We start from the raw sequence: 17,061 nt of genomic DNA on the forward strand, positions 1-17,061 counted from the left end.
CGCGTGTCCGTCGACGATGCCCTGCACGCCCAGGCCCTCGACGTTGGCGAAGTCCTCGACGACGCCGAGCTCACCGGCCTCGCGGGCGGCATCCGCGATGGCGCGCGCGATCGGGTGCTCGGAGGCGTCCTCCAGCGCCCCCGCCATACGCAGCACGTGGGCGGTGTCCTCGCCGTCGGCGACGTGCGTGCGGGTGAGGGTCATCTCGCCGGTCGTGACGGTGCCGGTCTTGTCCAGCACGATGGTGTCGACCGTGCGGGTCTGTTCCAGCACCTCCGGCCCCTTGATGAGTATGCCGAGCTGGGCCCCGCGGCCGGTGCCGACCATCAGCGCGGTCGGCGTCGCCAGGCCGAGGGCGCACGGGCAGGCGACGATCAGCACGGCGACCGCTGCGGTCAGCGCACCGGCCGCGCCGGCACCGGTGCCGAGCCAGAAGCCGAAAACGCCGGCCGCGAGCGCGATGACGACCGGCACGAAGATGCCGGAGATGCGGTCGGCGAGCCGCTGCACGGCGGCCTTGCCGGTCTGCGCGTCCTCTACCAGCCGGGCCATCTGCGCCAGCTGGGTGTCGGCGCCGACCCGGGTCGCGCGCACCACCAGGCGGCCGGCCGTGTTGACGGTCGCGCCGGTGACCGCGTCGCCGGGGCCGACGTCGACCGGCACCGACTCACCCGTGAGCATCGACGCGTCGACCGCCGAGCGTCCCTCCTCGACGACGCCGTCGGTGGCGATCTTCTCACCCGGCCGGACCACGAACCGGTCCTGAACAGCCAGCTGCGACACCGGGATTCGTTGCTCGACGCCGTCCCGTAACACGGCAACATCGCGGGCGCCCAGGTTGAGCAGCGCCCGCAGCGCGGCACCGGCGTTGCGCTTGGACCGGTGCTCCAGGTAGCGACCGAGCAGCAGGAAGGTGGTGACGCCGGCGGCGGCTTCGAAGTAGATGTTCGAGGTGCCGTCGCTGCGCTCGATGGTCAGCTCGAAGGGGTGACGCATCCCCGGCATACCGGCATCGCCCCAGAAGAGCGCATAGACCGACCAGGCGAACGCCGCGAGCGTGCCCATCGACACGAGCGTGTCCATCGTCGCGGCGCCGTGCCGCAGGTTGGTCCAGGTCGCGCGGTGGAAGGGCAGCGCGCCCCAGACCACGACGGGCGCTGCGAGCGTCAGCGACAGCCACTGCCAGTTGTCGAACTGCAGGCTCGAGATCATCGCCATCGCAATGACGGGGACCGAGAGTATGGCGGAGCCGATCAGCCGGGTCCGCAGGTCGCTCAGCGCCGGATCCGCTTCTGCTTCCTCAGGACTCGCGCCGCTCTCGTCCGGCGCGTCCTGCGGCGGCTCGGGAATCCTTGCGCCATACCCGGCGGCCTCGACGGTCGCGACCAGGTCGTCGGTCGTCACGTCGTCGGCATACGTGACCCTGGCCTTCTCGGTCGCGTAGTTGACCGTGGCGGTCACGCCGTCGAGCTTGTTCAGCTTGCGCTCGATGCGGTTGGCGCACGACGCGCACGTCATCCCGGTCAGCAGCAGCTCGACATCGGTCCCGGCCGGCGCCGAGCCGGTGTCGCTGGTTGCCGCGTCAGTGGTCGTGCTCATGCTGGGCGCCTCCTTCGTGTCCATTGTCCTCGCCGGTGGCGGTGCCGGCCCCGTCGCGGTGCGCGTCGAGCGTGAACGCCGCCGTGTGCACCCGGCCGTCGACCCGGAAGTCGAGGAAGAGGTGATAGCGGGTCGCGCTCGGCACCTCCGCGCCGAAGCCGATGCTCGGACCGGGCTTCGTGGTGCCGTCCCCGGGCTCACCGTCCGGGTGCACGTGCAGGTATGCCGCGTCGTCCGCGCGCAGCGCGACCAGGTGGCCGTAGGCGCCGAGGTAGGGCTGCAGGTCGGTGACCGGCTTGCCGTCCCTGGTCACCCGGAAGTCGAGCATCGAGTGCTCACCCGCGGTCAGGGACCCGGTCGCGGTGACGGTGTAACCGTCGACGTGCGCCACCCGCTGCGGTGCGGGCAGGGACTGTTTCCCGGGATCGCCGGGCACGAGCAGGTCGCTCGCGAGGGTCAGGCCGTCGCCGCCCGTGGGGACGAAATCGGTGTAGATGCGCCAGGTGCCCGGCGCCAGGTCGAGGCCGACCGTCCAGGTGCCGGACGAGGTGTCCAGCGTCGGGTGCACGTGCTGGAAGCCGCTGAAGTCCCGCCGCACCGCGATCAGGTGCAGCTTCTTCTCGTGCGACGTCCGGTATGACGTGACGGGCTTGCCGTCCGGGCCGGTGATCCGGAACGACACCTGCTGCCGGCCCGCCCGGTGCACCGCGGTCGCGAGGTGCAGGTTGTAGCCCTGCCGCCCGGCGGTGACGCCCTGTGGCAGGTCGGTGGGGGAGGCGGTGTTGGTCTTCATGTCGTGCGTCGTGCCGCCGGCCATGTCGTCGGTCATGTCGTCGGTCATGGCGTCGGCTCCCTCGTGGGTGCCCATGCCCGCATGCGTCGAGTCCGTCGTGTTCGGCGATCCGGCGTCGACCCGGCCACCGACGGCGTAGCCGCCGGCAGCGAGCAGCAGCAGGCCCGCGCCATACGCGCCCAGGCGGGTCGGTGTGTTCATGCCGGTCCTCTCGATCGAGTGCACAATACCCCCTAGGGGTATTGCGAGTGTATACCCCCAGTGGGTATTCGGCCAGCGCCGCCGAAATCCCGGTGCGCGGGCGGCACGCAGCCGCGAAGATCTGCGTATGACGAAAGACCCCGCACCGACTCCCGATTTCGCCGGACTCGGGCTGGATCCGGCGGCCTTCCCCGGCTGGACGGTGCGTGCGCTGCGACTCGACGATGCGCCGGGAGTTGCGGCCGCGATGGCAGCGTCGGAGTTGCACGACATCGGCCAGGTCGGCATCGAGGAGGCGGACATCGTGAGCGACTGGCAGCGGCCGTCATTCGAGGTCGGTGCGAGCACGGTCGGCGTCTTCACTCCGGGCGGAGAGCTCGCGGCATACGCCGAATATCCCGGGCACGACCGCTGCGACGCGACCGTCCAACCGGCATACAGGACACGGGGTTTGGGCACTGCGCTCGCTCGCTGGGTCATCGCGCGCGCTCGCCGGGCCGGGGCTGTGGCGGTTGGTATGCCGGTGCCGCAGGGGTCCGCCGGGGAGAGCCTGCTGCGCGGCCTCGGTTTCGCCGACCGCTGGACATCATGGACCCTGCGACTGCCGTCCGACGCGCAGATCGAGCGACCGCGGCTCCCGGACGGACACCGGATCCGGAACGCCGTCTCGACGCAGGATCGGAGGGCGGCATACGACGTGCTCGAGGACGCGTTCCTCGAGTGGTCGGCCCGCGACAAGGCGACCTACGACGATTTCGCCGCGCAGACCTACCAGCGCCCTGGCTTCGCCGACTGGCACATGCGCATCGTGTGTCGCGACACGGCGGACGGCGAAGACGTTGTGGCAGCGGTGTTTTCGGTCGTCGACACCAATCACGGTTCGGTGTATGTCGACCGTCTCGCGGTCCGTGCCGACGCGCGCCGGCAGGGGCATGCGCGCGCCCTGCTCGCCGACGTGTTCGCGATCGGGCGTGAGCACGGGGCGACCGGCTTCGAGTTGTCGACCGACTCCCGGACCGGAGCGCTCGGTCTCTACACCGGGCTCGGCATGGAGGTCACGAGCACCTGGATCAACCTGGCGGTCTCGCTCTGGCCAGCCGATGTTACTCGCTGGTAAGTTTGCCGGGTTCACGCCGTAGAACCTCGACCTGAGACCTCCCCTGAGGACAACCGATGAAGCGTTCCGTTATCCGCTCCGCCACCGCCGCTGCTCTGACCGTCACGGCTTCCGTCGCCTGCATTGGCATGGCGCCGCACGCACGCGCAGCGACCACCGATCCGTTCTTCACCTACTCCGGAAGCACGCCGCTGGCGTCATACAAACCGGGCGCGGTGCTCAAGACGCGGACGCTGCCCTATCACGTGGTGGGCATTCCGACGCCGGTGCAAGCGGTCCAGATCCTCTACCGGACCATCGACGCGCAGGGCCGGCCGGCCGCCAACGTCACGTCGATCCTGAAGCCGGTCGGTGGCGGCGATCCCTCGAAGGCCGTTTCTTTCCAGTCCTATTACGACTCCGGCAACCCCGAGGACGGGCCGTCCCGTGCGATCGCCGGCGATGTGCGACTGGGCAGTGCGCTCTTCGACACCGAGACCCTGCTGATCGTGCCGCTGCTGACGCAGGGCTACTCGGTGATCGTCGCCGACACCGAGGGGCAGCAGGCCGACTTCCTCGCGAGCCCGGAGTACGGCACGAACACGCTGGACTCGATCCGCGCGACGACCCACGAGCCGGCGACCGGACTGAACACGTCCACCCGGATCGGGATGATCGGCTACTCCGGCGGCTCCGTCGCCTCGACCTGGGCCGCGCAGCTCGCGCCGAAATACGCGCCGGACGTCAACAAGCAGCTGGTGGGCGCGGCGGTCGGCGGCGTGGTCGTCGATCCGGCGCACATGACGGAGTATGCGAGCGGCAGCCTGCTGTGGGCCGGGGTCATGCCGACGATGATGGCGACCACCGCGCGTGCGTATGGCGAGGACCTCTCGCCATACCTGAGCGACTACGGCAAGCAGGTGATGCCGGCCCTGAGCCACGAGGCGATGGTCAACGTCCTCGGCCGCTACCCGGGGCTGAAGTGGCAGCAGCTCTTCAAGCCGGAGTACTCCACCCTCGCCTCCATCCCGCCGCTGGCGCGCTCGCTCAACAAGATCAACATGGGGTCGGCGCCGACTCCGACGATCCCGATGTTCCTCGGCCAGGGCGCCAATGGCGCGCTCGAGGGCACGCTGACCAACAATCTCCCGGGCATCGGCCCCGGCGACGGCATCACCGTCACCGGTGACGTGCGCGCCCTCGCGCGACAGTTCTGTGCCGACGGCAACAACGGGATCAGCTATTCGCAGTACGACCTGCTGAGCCACAACACCGCCGAGCCGGTGTGGGCGCCGCAGGCCATCCTGTGGCTCAACGCCCGATTCGCCGGCAAGACCGCACCGTCCAGCTGCGGCCACATCCCGCCCGGCAACTCGCTGGCGCCGCTGCCGACGTCGTGACGCGCGGCGGGTCGAGCCGCCGCTGAGCGTCCGATCCGAGTCAGTCGCCGCTTCGGGCAAGCTTTTGCGCGACGAGCACCACGGCTCGCCCGGAGCCGACCGCGGGCGTGAGCCGCAGCTCCGCCGTCGGCTGCAGTCCGGCCGCGGTCAGCATGTCCACGAACTGCTCCGGCTGCCAGCGATGCGTGGTCCAGCGCACGGGCACGTCGCCATACGCCTCGGTGCGCTGGACGTCCTCGTCGCCGACGTGCGTGGCGACGATCAGCTGCCCGCCGGGCTGCAGCGCCTGCGCGCAGTGCGCGAGCACCGGTGGCACGAGGTCGCGCGGCAGGTTGAACAGCGACCACCAGCCGAGGATCCCGCCGTATGACGCGGGCGGCAGCTCCAGCTCGCTCCACGAGCCGACCTCGAAGCGACACTCCGGGTGCAGTCGTCGCGCGTTGGCGATCATCCGCGGTGACAGGTCGATGCCCGAGACGTCGACTCCGCGCTCCTGCAGGTATGCCGTGACGGTGCCCGGCCCGCAACCCACGTCCAGCACCGGCCCGAGCGCAGTGACGGCGTCGGCGAAGACGTCCATGGCGGCGCACAGCCACGGCTCCTGCCGGATGTCGCCGAGCCCGTCGGTCGTCACCATCCGGGCGTAGTTGTCGGCGACGGCGTCATACGACTTGCGAACGGCCTCGAGGTCGGCGGGATGGCGGCGGGTCTGCGTGGGCATGGACGCCAGTCAACCCGGGAGCACTGACAGGGAGTTTCCTCGGCCACAACTGAATGCGCATTGGCTACGGCCTGGGTGAACGGCAAAGCACTGGTCTGTGTTCGGTCTCGGTTCGATCTGGAGCCCGAGCGGAGCGTCGATCCGCTCATAGGATGCGGCGCGCGATAGCCGATCTCGACTCGTTCGACCACCCCTTCGCCGAGACGGCTGGCGCTTCCTTTCCACCCTTTCAAGGAGGCTCCGTTGAAGGCAAAGCACTGGCTCATCAGCTCCCTCACTGCCGCGACGACCGTCGCAGCCGCAGTCTTCGTTCCGCTCGGCGGGACGGCCCACGCCGCGGGTGACTACTCGCTGGTCACGCTCCCGGACCAGGGCGAGAGCGCGATCTACAACTTCGTGAACACCGCCACGAAGTCGATCGACGTCACGATCTACGAGCTGCGTGATACGACGCTGGTCGATGATCTGGTCGCCAAGCAGAAGGCCGGCGTCAACGTCCGGGTGATCTTCGACTCCCAGCACTCCTCCATCGACGGGCCGGCATACAGCGCGCTCCAGGCTGCGGGTGCCGGTGTGACCTACTCGTCGTCGGCATACGTCTACACCCACCAGAAGACGATCACCGTCGACGGCACCGAGTCCTACATCAGCACAGGCAATTTCGACACGAAGTACTATTCGACATCGCGCGACTACGGCGTCTTCGACACCAACCAGTCGGATGTGTCGGCCATCGAGACCGTCTTCAACGCGGACTACGCGAAGCAGCCGATCACCCCCTCGGACGGTGCCGACCTGGTCTGGTCGCCCACCGACTCGCAGACCCGGATCCTGGCCCTGATCAACGGCGCCCAGCACAGCCTCGACGTGCAGGAGGAGGAGTTCGGCGACCCGACCCTGGTCAACGCGGTCGTCGCCGATGCCAAGCGCGGGGTCGCCGTGCGAGTGGTCGCGGAGAACGAAAACAACTCCTACACAACGGAATTGAATGAGGTGACTGCAGCCGGCGGTCAGGTCAAGACCTACACCAGCTCGGCCGGCTACTACATCCACGCGAAGGCGATCGTTGCCGACTACGGCACCTCGAGCGCGAAGGTCTTCGCCGGCTCGGAGAACTTCTCCGACAACTCGCTCAACCACAACCGGGAGCTCGGTCTCATCGTGAGTGACTCCGGCATCGTCAACGGGATCGAGCAGGCCTTCGACAAGGACTTCGGGTCCTCGGGCAGCAGCGGCTGCTCGAGCACGGGCCAGAAGCTCGGCAACCCTGGTTTCGAGACCGGCACCGCGTCACCGTGGACCGTCTCGTCGCCGCAGGTCCTGTATGGCGGCACCGCGGAGCCGGCCCGCACCGGGTCGTGGGACGCGTGGCTGGACGGCTACGGCACCACGCACACCGACACGCTCGCGCAGACCGTCGCACTCCCAGCCGGTTGCACCGTGTCGGCATCCTTCTGGATGCACATCGACACGGCCGAAACGTCGACCACGACGAAATACGACACCCTGAAGCTGCAACTGCTCGCCGGTAACGGCACGGTCCTGCGCAATCTCTACACGTATTCGAACCTGAACGCCAACACTGGATATGCGCAGCACACTTTCGACATCTCCGCGTATGCCGGGCAGACCGTGACGCTGAAATTCACTGGGACCGAGGACTCGATGAAGCAAACCAGTTTCGTCATCGACGACACGGCCGTCACTGCGTCCTGAGCGCGCCCATCGGTAGCTGAAACCGACGCCAATTGCATACAAGGGACTTAGGTCTATTGCCCGGGATCGGACTAGATCCCGACAATCGATAAGCACGCCACGGCGGCGACTTCATCGTCATTGCCGCGGCGTCAATGTCGTTCTGTCGATGGATCTGAGAGGAAACTGTGATGACGAATACAGCAGAGATTGATGGGCATGTCGCCGAGAGTCTCGACGTTTCGAACTTCGCGAAGCTCCAGGACGGTGGTCTTCGAGCGACGAACGAAGGGCAACTGAAGTCGGCATCGAAGCAGGCGGTGCACGCGCAGATCGAGCAGATCCAGAAGTATGCGGACGCTACGCCGGACGGTGAGTTGGTCCAACCCAACAAGGAGTTGCTGTCCCTGGGCGCAGATGTGGAGACGTGGTTCGCCGGCCCCGGGAATTTCAGCATCACGTCGGCATACGGATGGGCTCTCGGCGGCGGCGTGATGTTCCCGGGCAAAGCGCCATTGGGATTTTTGTATGGCGGGAAGGGTGAGAGTTGGAAGGCGTGGGCGACCGGAACCTGTGTCATGTTGGGTTCGTTCGTCGTTGATCCGATGAAAGTGTGCCTGTCCAAGGACTTCCACGATGAAGAAAGCCCGATCGGCGTCGTCCGGAAGGGCTTCTGCAACTTCACCTCGAGCGGAGGGGGAGCCGGGATATCGGAGACGAATATCAGCTTCTACTCGAAGGGCGGCGCCTTCTGGGGCAGCCTTTCCGGAAGCGGGGCGCTCATCGGCGGCTACAGCCTGGAGGGTGAACTCGAATTGGTCTGGCAGGGTTTCTGACCGACGGCTCTTCAGGGTCCGGAGCTGCCGGCACAGGGTCTCGGGCCCGGCCGGTCCGCGTCCTACTGCAGCGGGTCGGTCACGTCGGCGACCTCGGCGCCCAGCGCGCGGATGACGTCGTCGGCGTCGACCGTCGCGGAGACGCCGTGGTCGCCGCCACCGATCGAGATGGTGCCGGCGACCCGTGTGTCGGCGATGACCGGCCAGGCGCGCAGCGACCCGAACGGCGTGATGGTGCCGCGCTCGTAACCGGTGACAGCGAGTGCGGTCGCGGCATCGGGCATCGAAAGCCGTTTGACACCAAGCAGATCGCGCAGTTTCGGCCACGAGATCTTGCGATCGCCGGGCACCAGTACGAAGAGGTAGTCGTCATCGTCACGGCGTACGACGATCGTCTTGGCGATCTGGGACGGCTCGATGCCGCGCACCGCGGCCGCCTCGGCCAGCGAGCTGACCGGCCCGTGCCGAACGATCTCGTGCGCGATGCCCGACGCCTCCAGGGCTTGCGCCGCCCGCTGCGCACCGTTGCTCGTCACGCTCGTCCTCCTCGTGGTCCGAGGCCATCATGGTGCCAGGCCGCAAGGTTCTGCGTGGCCGACGGGTTGACCGGTCCGGGACCGGCCGCCGGTCAGAGATCGCTCGCCAGCCGGTTCAGGTAGCGCTGCTCCGGGATGCTGCGCGAACGTTCGGCGGCACGCAGGAACGCCGCCCGGGCCTCCGTGGTCCGGCCCGCCCGCACCAGCAGGTGACCGCGCGCCGCGTCCACCCGGTGGCCGGCACCCGCCACTCCGTCCAGGGCGTCGAGCCCGGCGTCCGGGCCGTCGACCTCGGCGATCGCGATCGCGCGGCCGAGTGCGACCGCAGGGCTCGGATCGACCTGCCACAGCATGTCGTAGAGGACCCGGATCTGCGGCCAGTCCGTGGCCGCGTCGTCGCCGGCCTCGTCGTGCACCGCCGCGATGGCTGCCTGCAGTTGGAACAAGCCGACGTAACCGGCCGGGAGGGCCCGCTCGATGAGGTCGACGCCCTCGGTGATCAGTGTCCGGTCCCAGAGGGTGCGGTCCTGCTCGTCCAGCGGTACGAGGTCACCGCTCGCGGTGAACCGCGCCTTCCGCCGTGCCTCGGTGAGCAGGAGCAGCGCGAGCAGGCCGGCGTTCTCCGGGTCGGACGGGGCGAGCCGGTGCAGGTCCCGGGCCAGCCGGATCGCGGTGGCGCCCAACGTCGTTGCCCGTTCGTCGGTGCCGTCCTGCGCGGCGTGCGCCCGCGTGTAGAGCAGCGCGATCGCGTGCCGCACGGCTACGAGGCGTCCCGGGAGGTCGGCCGGCGCCGGCCGCTCGAACCTCGCGTTCGCCCTGCCCAGGCTGCTCTTCGCGCGGCTGATCCGCTGCCCCATGGTGGCCTCGGGGACGAAGAAGCCGTCCGCGATCTCGCGGGTGTGCAGACCACCGACTGCCCGAAGCATCAATGCGACCTGCGAGGTGGGTGTCAGCACTGGGTGCGTGCACAGGATCATGAGCTGCAGGGTGTCGTCATCGGCAACGGGCTCAACGGTTTCCGGCGCTGTCTGCTCGAGTCGAGCCGCCTTCTGCTCGCGGGCACGGCGTGAGGTGTCGGCGCGGATCTGATCGATCAGCCTGCGCGAGGCGACTGTGGTGAGCCACCCGATGGGTTCGTCCGGAAGGCCGTCCCGCGGCCACTGTTCGGCGGCGGCGACCAGTGCGAGCTGCACCGCATCCTCGCAGTCCGCGAAGTTGTCGTGCCGGCGCAGCAGTGCCGCGAGACCGTATGGCGCAGCGCCGCGCCATACGTCCTCGAAGTCCGGGGTCACCATCGCGCCTCAGGCGTCGTCCGCCCCGTCGCTCATCACCGGGCGGAGCTCGACCGTCTCGCCGGGCCCGCTGAAGAACTTCGCGATGTGTTCGGCGCGCTCCTGCGACTCGACGTCGATCAGGAAGAAACCGGCGAAGTGTTCCTTTCCCTCGGCATACGGACCGTCGGCGACGATCCGTTCGCCGTCGCGGAACCGGAACAGGCGCGACGTCGCCGGCGCTCCCAGGGCTGCTCCGGTGACGAACTCGCCGCGCTCCGTCATTTCGGCGAAGACGTCGTCGAACTCCTTGTTCAACCGGTCACGTTCGGCCTGCGGTAGTGCCTGGTGCTCGGCGACGAAGTCGGAGGTCGGGTGTCCCCACGGCTGCGGGTTGGAGTGGATGAGGATGACGTACTTCATGGCTGCTCCTTGCCTGTGTGCTCGGAAGCACCTTGCTTCCACCATCCAAGTCGGAGCTCAGCGGCGGGCTTCGACATACGGCACGGACATTTCTGCGAACCGCCGGCCGAAGCCGTCACAACGCGGTCAGCAGGACCAGCACGACCGTCGTCACCGCGAACAGACCGTGCACCAGCACGGCGGGCGGGGGGAAGCGGTCCTCGGCGGCGTGCCGAGGTGCGTGCGCGTGCCGGCCGCGACTGATGTTGCCGGCCGCGAACCACAGGCCGAACATCGTCAGGCCGAGGGCCGCGACGCAGACCAGCACGCCCAGGGCGACCCAGGGCAGTGCCTTGGCGCCGCTGATGAGGTACCAGACCCAGATCGCCAGGCCGGCCGCGGCGAGCCCGGCGTGACCGAGGATCAGCGGCGGCGCGAAGCGGGACGCTCGACCCTCGGTGTCCTTCTGCAGCCCACCGTTCGCCACGAACGTAGTGAGCAGGAAGCCACCCAGGAGCGCGGCGAGAATCCACGTGATCAGAGCCGCGAACGTCACGAGGGCCTCCTGGTACCGGTCCGCCGGGGACAGTATTCCAATCTATTCGGACAGTATGGCGGGTCAGGCCCGCAGACTGCTGAGGGATTGGCGGGACAGCGCGGCGGCGGCCGCCCGGTCGGCGACGACCAGCACGTGCGGGTGCCGCTGCAACCACGACGCCGGGCAGTCCGCCGACGGCGGCTGCTCCATGGCGCAGGCCAGCGCGTCGGCCTTCCGGGAACCGGACGCGAGCAGCAGGATGCTGCGCGCCTGCATGATCGTGCTGATGCCCTGCGTCAGCGCCTCGCGCGGCACCTCGTCCGGAGAGTCGAAGAAACGCGCATTGTCCTGCCGGGTGCGTTCGGCAAGTGTCACTGCGCGAGTGCGCGAATCCGCTTGGGAACCGGGCTCATTGAAGCCGATGTGGCCGTTGGCACCGATGCCCAGGATCTGCAGGTCGACACCACCGGCATCGCGCACCTGCTGCTCGAAGAGGGCAGCTGCCGCCTCGAGATCGTGCGCGGTCGCACGCGGTACGGCGACATGCTCCGGCGGTATGCCGAGCGGCTCGGCGATGTTCCGGCGCACGAATGTCGTGTAGCTGCCGGGGTGGTCGGCGGGCAGCCCGACATACTCATCGAGGGCGGCGAGGCGCACGTCCGCCAGCCGGCCGTCAGCGCGACGGGCCAGCTCGCGGTAGGTGCTGGCGGGGGTGCCGCCGGTCGCGACACCGAGGACCTGCAGGGCACCGTCGGCGCGAGCCTGCAGGATCCGCTCGGCGCCGACACGACCCAGCGCCGCGTCGTCGGCCACGACCTCGAGATGCATGGTGAGGAAGCCCCTTCTCGTTTCTGTAATAGAATTTCAGTTTAACTGTTGATCTGTGAAGTGCCACTCCATCTCATCCGGAGGTCCTCATGCCGCACCAGGCGGTGACACCGCACGGCGACGTGCTGCGGCTGGTGGCTGCGCGCCGGGACGACCTGACGCCGGCGTTGCGCCGCATCGCGGACACGATCGCTGCGCATGCGGACGAGGTCGTGCACATGTCGACCGCGGAGCTCGCCCGTCGCGCCGACACCTCCGACGCTGCCGTCTCCCGCTTCTGTCGGAGCGTCGAGGTGACCGGCTTCCCGGAGCTGCGGTCGCTGATCGCGGTGGCGCTGGCCCAGGGCAAGGAGCCGACGCCCGTCTCGCTGGCCGACGTTCGGCGCAACAGTGACCTCGCCACGATCGCGCGCGCGATCCGCAACGCACACGTGGACGCGGTCGACCTGACCTTCACCCGGCTCGACTTCGATGAAACCGCCCTGGTGATCGACGCGATCGGCACCGCCCGGCAGGTCGTCGGCTTCGGCGTCGGAGCGGCCGGTGCGGTGCTGGCCGACCTCGACTTCAAGCTCGGCCAGGTCGGCGTCCCGGTGACCACCACCACCGACGTGCATCGCGCGCTCGCGCTCACCGCCCGGGCCGGCGCCGACACCGTCGCGATCATCGTCAGTCACTCCGGCGACACCCGTGAATGCGTCGAGGTCGCGCAGGCCGGTGTCGAGGCCGGCGTCACCGTCGTGGCGATCACCGCGGCCGCCGGTTGCACCCTGAGCAAGACCGCCACCCACGTGCTGCGGCCGGTCGCCCATGAGCCGCGGGTCGGCGCCGGCGGCACCGCATCCCGCATCGCGCAGCTGTATGTCGTGGACCTGCTCTACCTCGGCCTGCTCGCCCGTGCCCCGGACGAGGAGACCGCGGCAGCGGACCGGATGAACCGAGCCGTGCGTCCGCACCGGGTCAGCAGCGGAGAGGGCGGCTGACGGCATGCTGGTCGGACAACACGTCGTGCTGCGGGCACGCGAAGCCGGGGACGTGCCGATCCTGCACGCCGAGTTGTATGACGACGTGCCGACGCGGGTCCGCGCCGACACCCGTGGCTGGACACCGGTGGGGGTCGAGCATTCGCCATACGCCGTGCGTGAGGGCGGCGCCGACGCCGCGGCGTTCTCGGTCGTCGAGCGTTCGGGCGGGCAACTGGCCGGCGAGGCGATCCTGTGGGAGATCGACCCGCACAACCGGTCGGCACACGCGGGGCTCGCGCTGCGGCCGTCGTTCCGTGGGCGTGGGCTGGCCGAGGACACCCTGCGGGTGCTGGTCGACTACGCGTTGTCGATCCGCGGCTTGCACCGGGTGCAGCTGGAGGTCGTCTCCGACAACAAGCCGATGCTCGCGGCAGCCCGGCGGGTCGGCTTCGAGCGGGACGGTGTGCTGCGCGAATCCGTATGGGTCAACGGCAGATTCACCGATCAGGTCGTGTTGAGCCGACTCGCCGGAGGCCCGGCGCGGTAGTCGCCTCGACATACGCCGTATGTCGTACGCGCAATGTCGTCACAGTGCTGACGACGGGGCGCCGGGATCGGCCGACGATGGAGGTATGACGCTTCCCGCCGCACACCCTGCTCGTGGCTGGGCGCTCGACGCCGCCGTGGCGACCGCCGTCACCGCTGTGATGATCGTCCTGTCCGGCCACATCCCGGTGGGTGCGCACAGCCGCGGCGTCGACGGGCTCGCGTTGGTGTTGCTGGCAATCGCCGGGATCTCGATGGGCGTGTGCAGACGCTGGCCGCGCGCGGCGACGGTTGCCGTCACCCTCGCACTCTGCGGGTTCATCGCGCGCGATTACCCGAACAGCCCGATCTGGATCACCGGCTGGGTGGTGCTGGTCGTGCTCGCCTGGCGCACGGGCCGGCGGACGGCCATCATCGGGGCCGCCGGGATGATGGCCGCACTCTCGGTGACCGCGGCCGCGTTCTCCAGTGGCGGCCTGCTGGAGTCCGCCCTCTACATCGGCTGGGGCGGCGCGGCCATCTTCCTCGGTGACGGTGTGCGCAGCCGCGGGCGTTATCTGGCCGAACGGCGCGAGCGGGCGGCCGCCACCGAGCGCAGTCAGGAGGACGAATTCGCCCGTCGGCTCGCGGAGGACCGCCTGCGGATCGCACGGGACCTGCACGACGGCGTCGCCCACGCGATGACGACGATCAACGTGCAGGCGGGCGCGGCGGCGCACGTGCTGACGCGTCGGCCGGAAGTCGCAGCGGAGGCGCTGACCGTCATACAGCGGGCCAGCGGTGAGGTGCTGGACGAACTCACCGTCATGCTCAACGTGCTGCGTGCCGAGGACCAGCACGCGGATCGGGTGCCGACACCCGGGCTGTGGGACGTGGCGCGACTCGTCGACGGCACCGCCGCGTCGGGACTGACCGTCACTCTGAGCCTCGACGCACCACCGCAGCACCTGGCCCCGTCGATCAGCACGGCTGCCTACCGGGTGGTGCAGGAGTCGTTGACCAATGTGTTGCGCCACTCGGTCGCCCGGCAGGCCGAAGTCCACGTGTGTGCGAGACCCGGAGCGCCGATCGAGGTGGATGTCGTCGATGCCGGTCCGGCCCGGCTGGACCGCACGGACGGCACCGGTGTCGGCATCCGCGGTATGCGCGAACGGGTGACGTCGACCGGTGGACTGTTCGACGCAGGCCCTACCGAACCGGGCGGATTCGCCGTGCACGCGCGCTGGCGGAGGCCGGCGTGATCCGGGTGCTGTTGGTCGACGACCAGCCTTTGGTACGAGCAGGATTCGCGATGATCCTCGATGCCGAGGAGGACATCTGCATCGTCGGCCAGGCGGATGACGGCGCGATCGCGCTGGAGCTGGTCGCGGCCACCGTGCCGGACGTGGTGCTCATGGACATCCGGATGCCGGGCATGGACGGGCTGGAGGCGACGCGACGGATCGTGGCGCGACCCGAGCTCGAGCAGGTGAAGGTGCTGATCCTGACGACGTTCGAGCTGGACGAGTACGTCTTCGAGGCACTGCGGGCGGGCGCGAGTGGGTTCCTCGTCAAGCACACCCAGCCCGCGGACCTGGTGCGCGCGGTCCGCGAGCTCGCCAGCGGGGAGGCGTTGCTGTCGCCCAGCGTGACGCGGCGGCTGATCGCGGAGTTCGTCGCCCGACCGGAACGCCCGGTGCTGGTGCCGCCGGAGTTGCAGGAGCTCACCAACCGGGAGCGTGAGGTCGTCGCGCTGGTCGCTCAGGGGCTCACCAACGATGAGATCGCCGACGAGCTCGTGGTGAGCCCGGCGACGGCGCGCACGCATGTCGGCCGGGCGAAGATGAAACTCCACGCGCGCGATCGCGCCCAACTCGTCGTCTTCGCCTACCAGTCCGGCCTCGTCACGCCGTAGCCGGCGCGACCCCCTCGACATCCGACGCAGCGCCTCCGTCGGGGCGCGTACCCGGAAGATACGTGCTCACGAGGACGACGTGAGGGTTGCGATGGCTAAGGCTGGATCCCGTGAGTTTCCAAAGTAATTGGAGTATGAGACATAGGAGTCCGACATGAGAAGAACCTCACCGGCGATCAGTGTTTCGAGACTCGTGAAGGACTACGGGACCCATCGCGCGGTCGACGACGTGTCGTTCACCGTCCGGCGCGGGTCGGTCACCGGGTTCCTCGGTCCGAACGGTGCCGGGAAGTCCACCACGCTGCGCATGGTGGTGGGCCTGACACAACCGACGTCGGGCACCGCCGAGGTGCTGGGCGGGTCGTATGCCGACCTGCCCAATCCCGGGCGTCGCGTCGGCGTGCTGCTGGACGCATCGGCACAACATGCGGGCCGAACCGGTCGCGAGGTGTTGCGGCTGAGCGCGATGGTGATGGGCCTGCCGCTCGATTGCGTGGCCGCCATGATCGACCGCGTCGGCCTGACCGCGGGTGAGGCAGATCGCCGAACCGGCACCTACTCCCTCGGTATGCGCCAGCGGCTCGGGATCGGTGCTGCGTTGCTCGGTGACCCCGAAGTCCTCGTGCTCGATGAGCCGGCCAACGGGCTCGACCCAGCAGGCATCCGGTGGATGCGTGGCTTGCTACGGGACTTCGCCGACGGAGGTGGATCGGTGCTGTTGTCATCCCACCTCCTGCGCGAGATCGAAGCAATTGCAGACGAACTGGTGATCATCGGCCGCGGTCGCGTTGTCACCGCAGGTCACACGAAACAACTCATCGACGCCGCCGGCGGCGATCTAGAGGAGCTCTTCCTGACCCTCACCGCGGACGATGCACGAGAGGACGTCTCATCATGACCACTGCTTCCACCAGCACCCCGGCTCTCGCGGGTCGCGACGCCGCCATACCTTTCGAGCGCCTCGTGCGCACCGAACTCCGCAAGCTGTATGACACCCGTGCCAGCCGCTGGCTGCTGATGGCCATCGCCGCGCTCACCCCGGTGGTGATCGCCGTGCTCGTTGTCGCCATGTCGCCGAAGGACCTCACCTTCAACAAGCTGGTCGACTTCTCCTCGACACCGGAGAAGATGCTGCTGCCGGCGCTGGGGATCCTGGCGATGACCAGCGAGTGGAGCCAACGCACCGGCCTGGTGACGTTCACCCTCGTTCCGCACCGGCGCCGGATCCTGACAGCGAAGTTCGTCGCGACGCTGTGTCTCGGGATCGCAGCAACCGCAGTCATGTTCGCGGCGTGCGCCGTGGGCAATGTGCTGGCAGCCGCGCTTCGCCACGGTGACGGGAGCTGGTCGTTCGGGTTTGCCGGCTTCGGCGGCATCACGCTGGTGATGCTCATCGGTCTGATCGAGGGTATGGCGTTCGGTATGGCGCTGCTCGTCACGCCCGTCGCGATCGTCCTCTTCTACGTCCTGCCCAACGTCTGGAGCGCGGTGTTCGCGACGGTGGGTGGCCTGAAGTCGGCCGAGGCATGGGTCGATCTGAGCGAGGCGACCGGGAACTTCTACAACGACAAGATGACCGGCACCGGCTGGTTGCAGCTGCTCGTCGCGTTGTCGATCTGGGTTCTGCTGCCGCTCGCAATCGGGGTGTGGCGGGTCAATCGGACGGAGGTGAAGACCTCGTGACCCCCGACGGGTCTACGGTCGAAAGGGACGGTGCTCCGAGCACCGATCCATGACAGG

General features: G+C 68.8%; 18 protein-coding genes. 10 read left to right on the forward strand and 8 right to left on the reverse strand.

The annotated features are described in order from the left end of the window. Both VG502_RS11225 and VG502_RS11230 read right to left on the reverse strand, forming a co-directional pair. Positions 1-1,599: heavy metal translocating P-type ATPase (locus tag VG502_RS11225; protein WP_325550143.1), on the reverse strand; the 1,599-nt coding region annotated here is incomplete at its 3' end. Continuing rightward, a complete protein-coding gene (locus VG502_RS11230; RefSeq protein ID WP_325550144.1) occupies positions 1,583-2,593 on the reverse strand; it encodes a hypothetical protein in 1,011 nt (336 codons plus the stop codon). The genes VG502_RS11225 and VG502_RS11230, both read right to left, overlap by 17 nt. A 127-nt stretch (positions 2,594-2,720) precedes the next feature. Here VG502_RS11230 and VG502_RS11235 point away from each other — a divergent pair, with 127 nt between their 5' ends. Together VG502_RS11235 and VG502_RS11240 are read left to right on the forward strand one after the other, a co-directional pair. Then, positions 2,721-3,710, forward strand: a complete 990-nt coding sequence (locus tag VG502_RS11235; RefSeq protein WP_325550145.1) for a GNAT family N-acetyltransferase — start codon at positions 2,721-2,723, stop codon at positions 3,708-3,710. A gap of 56 nt (positions 3,711-3,766) precedes the next feature. Continuing rightward, a complete protein-coding gene (locus VG502_RS11240) occupies positions 3,767-5,089 on the forward strand; it encodes a lipase family protein (protein ID WP_325550146.1) in 1,323 nt (440 codons plus the stop codon). A 40-nt stretch (positions 5,090-5,129) separates the two neighbouring features. Here VG502_RS11240 and VG502_RS11245 read toward each other — a convergent pair whose 3' ends face one another. Continuing rightward, entirely contained in the window at positions 5,130-5,810 is a 681-nt protein-coding gene (locus tag VG502_RS11245) for a class I SAM-dependent methyltransferase (RefSeq protein ID WP_325550147.1), read from the reverse strand. Positions 5,811-6,053: 243 nt separating this feature from the next. Here VG502_RS11245 and VG502_RS11250 point away from each other — a divergent pair, with 243 nt between their 5' ends. Both VG502_RS11250 and VG502_RS11255 read left to right on the forward strand, forming a co-directional pair. After that, positions 6,054-7,526: a phospholipase D-like domain-containing protein gene (locus VG502_RS11250; protein WP_325550148.1), complete on the forward strand. Its 1,473-nt coding sequence runs from the start codon at positions 6,054-6,056 to the stop codon at positions 7,524-7,526. Positions 7,527-7,696: 170 nt separating this feature from the next. Continuing rightward, positions 7,697-8,341, forward strand: coding sequence for a hypothetical protein (locus tag VG502_RS11255; RefSeq protein WP_325550149.1), 645 nt, complete (start codon positions 7,697-7,699; stop codon positions 8,339-8,341). 62 nt (positions 8,342-8,403) lie between these two features. Here the strand turns inward: VG502_RS11255 and VG502_RS11260 are convergent, their stop codons facing one another. From VG502_RS11260 to VG502_RS11280, 5 genes are all read right to left on the reverse strand, one after another. Then, entirely contained in the window at positions 8,404-8,877 is a 474-nt protein-coding gene (locus tag VG502_RS11260) for an aminoacyl-tRNA deacylase (RefSeq protein WP_325550150.1), read from the reverse strand. Positions 8,878-8,969: 92 nt separating this feature from the next. Continuing rightward, positions 8,970-10,172: an RNA polymerase sigma factor gene (locus VG502_RS11265; RefSeq protein WP_325550151.1), complete on the reverse strand. Its 1,203-nt coding sequence runs from the start codon at positions 10,170-10,172 to the stop codon at positions 8,970-8,972. A 6-nt stretch (positions 10,173-10,178) separates the two neighbouring features. After that, positions 10,179-10,571, reverse strand: coding sequence for a YciI family protein (locus VG502_RS11270; RefSeq protein ID WP_325550152.1), 393 nt, complete (start codon positions 10,569-10,571; stop codon positions 10,179-10,181). Between the two features lie 115 nt (positions 10,572-10,686). Further along, on the reverse strand, positions 10,687-11,106 hold the full coding sequence (locus VG502_RS11275) for a hypothetical protein (RefSeq protein ID WP_325550153.1): 420 nt from the start codon (positions 11,104-11,106) through the stop codon (positions 10,687-10,689). Positions 11,107-11,169: 63 nt separating this feature from the next. After that, complete coding sequence (locus VG502_RS11280; RefSeq protein WP_325550154.1) at positions 11,170-11,916, reverse strand: glucosamine-6-phosphate deaminase; 747 nt, start codon at positions 11,914-11,916, stop codon at positions 11,170-11,172. Positions 11,917-12,005: 89 nt separating this feature from the next. Between VG502_RS11280 and VG502_RS11285 the strand changes: the two genes are divergently transcribed. The 6 genes from VG502_RS11285 to VG502_RS11310 all read left to right on the forward strand — a co-directional run bounded on the left by VG502_RS11285 (position 12,006) and on the right by VG502_RS11310 (position 17,004). Continuing rightward, entirely contained in the window at positions 12,006-12,899 is an 894-nt protein-coding gene (locus tag VG502_RS11285; protein ID WP_325550155.1) for a MurR/RpiR family transcriptional regulator, read from the forward strand. A gap of 4 nt (positions 12,900-12,903) precedes the next feature. Continuing rightward, on the forward strand, positions 12,904-13,428 hold the full coding sequence (locus VG502_RS11290) for a GNAT family N-acetyltransferase (RefSeq protein WP_325550156.1): 525 nt from the start codon (positions 12,904-12,906) through the stop codon (positions 13,426-13,428). Positions 13,429-13,513: 85 nt separating this feature from the next. Next, positions 13,514-14,668 carry a sensor histidine kinase gene (locus VG502_RS11295; RefSeq protein WP_325550157.1) on the forward strand — a complete coding sequence of 385 codons (1,155 nt, stop codon included), beginning with the start codon at positions 13,514-13,516 and terminating at the stop codon, positions 14,666-14,668. Next, complete coding sequence (locus tag VG502_RS11300) at positions 14,665-15,321, forward strand: response regulator transcription factor (protein ID WP_325550158.1); 657 nt, start codon at positions 14,665-14,667, stop codon at positions 15,319-15,321. The genes VG502_RS11295 and VG502_RS11300 overlap by 4 nt, the downstream gene beginning before the upstream one ends. A 154-nt stretch (positions 15,322-15,475) precedes the next feature. Further along, complete coding sequence (locus tag VG502_RS11305) at positions 15,476-16,219, forward strand: ABC transporter ATP-binding protein (RefSeq protein ID WP_325550159.1); 744 nt, start codon at positions 15,476-15,478, stop codon at positions 16,217-16,219. After that, positions 16,216-17,004, forward strand: a complete 789-nt coding sequence (locus tag VG502_RS11310) for an ABC-2 transporter permease (protein ID WP_325550160.1) — start codon at positions 16,216-16,218, stop codon at positions 17,002-17,004. The genes VG502_RS11305 and VG502_RS11310 overlap by 4 nt, the downstream gene beginning before the upstream one ends. The last annotated feature ends 57 nt before the right edge of the window (positions 17,005-17,061 follow it).

Origin of the sequence: Flexivirga sp., from assembly GCF_035551235.1 — a bacterium.
GTDB lineage: Bacteria > Actinomycetota > Actinomycetes > Actinomycetales > Dermatophilaceae > Flexivirga.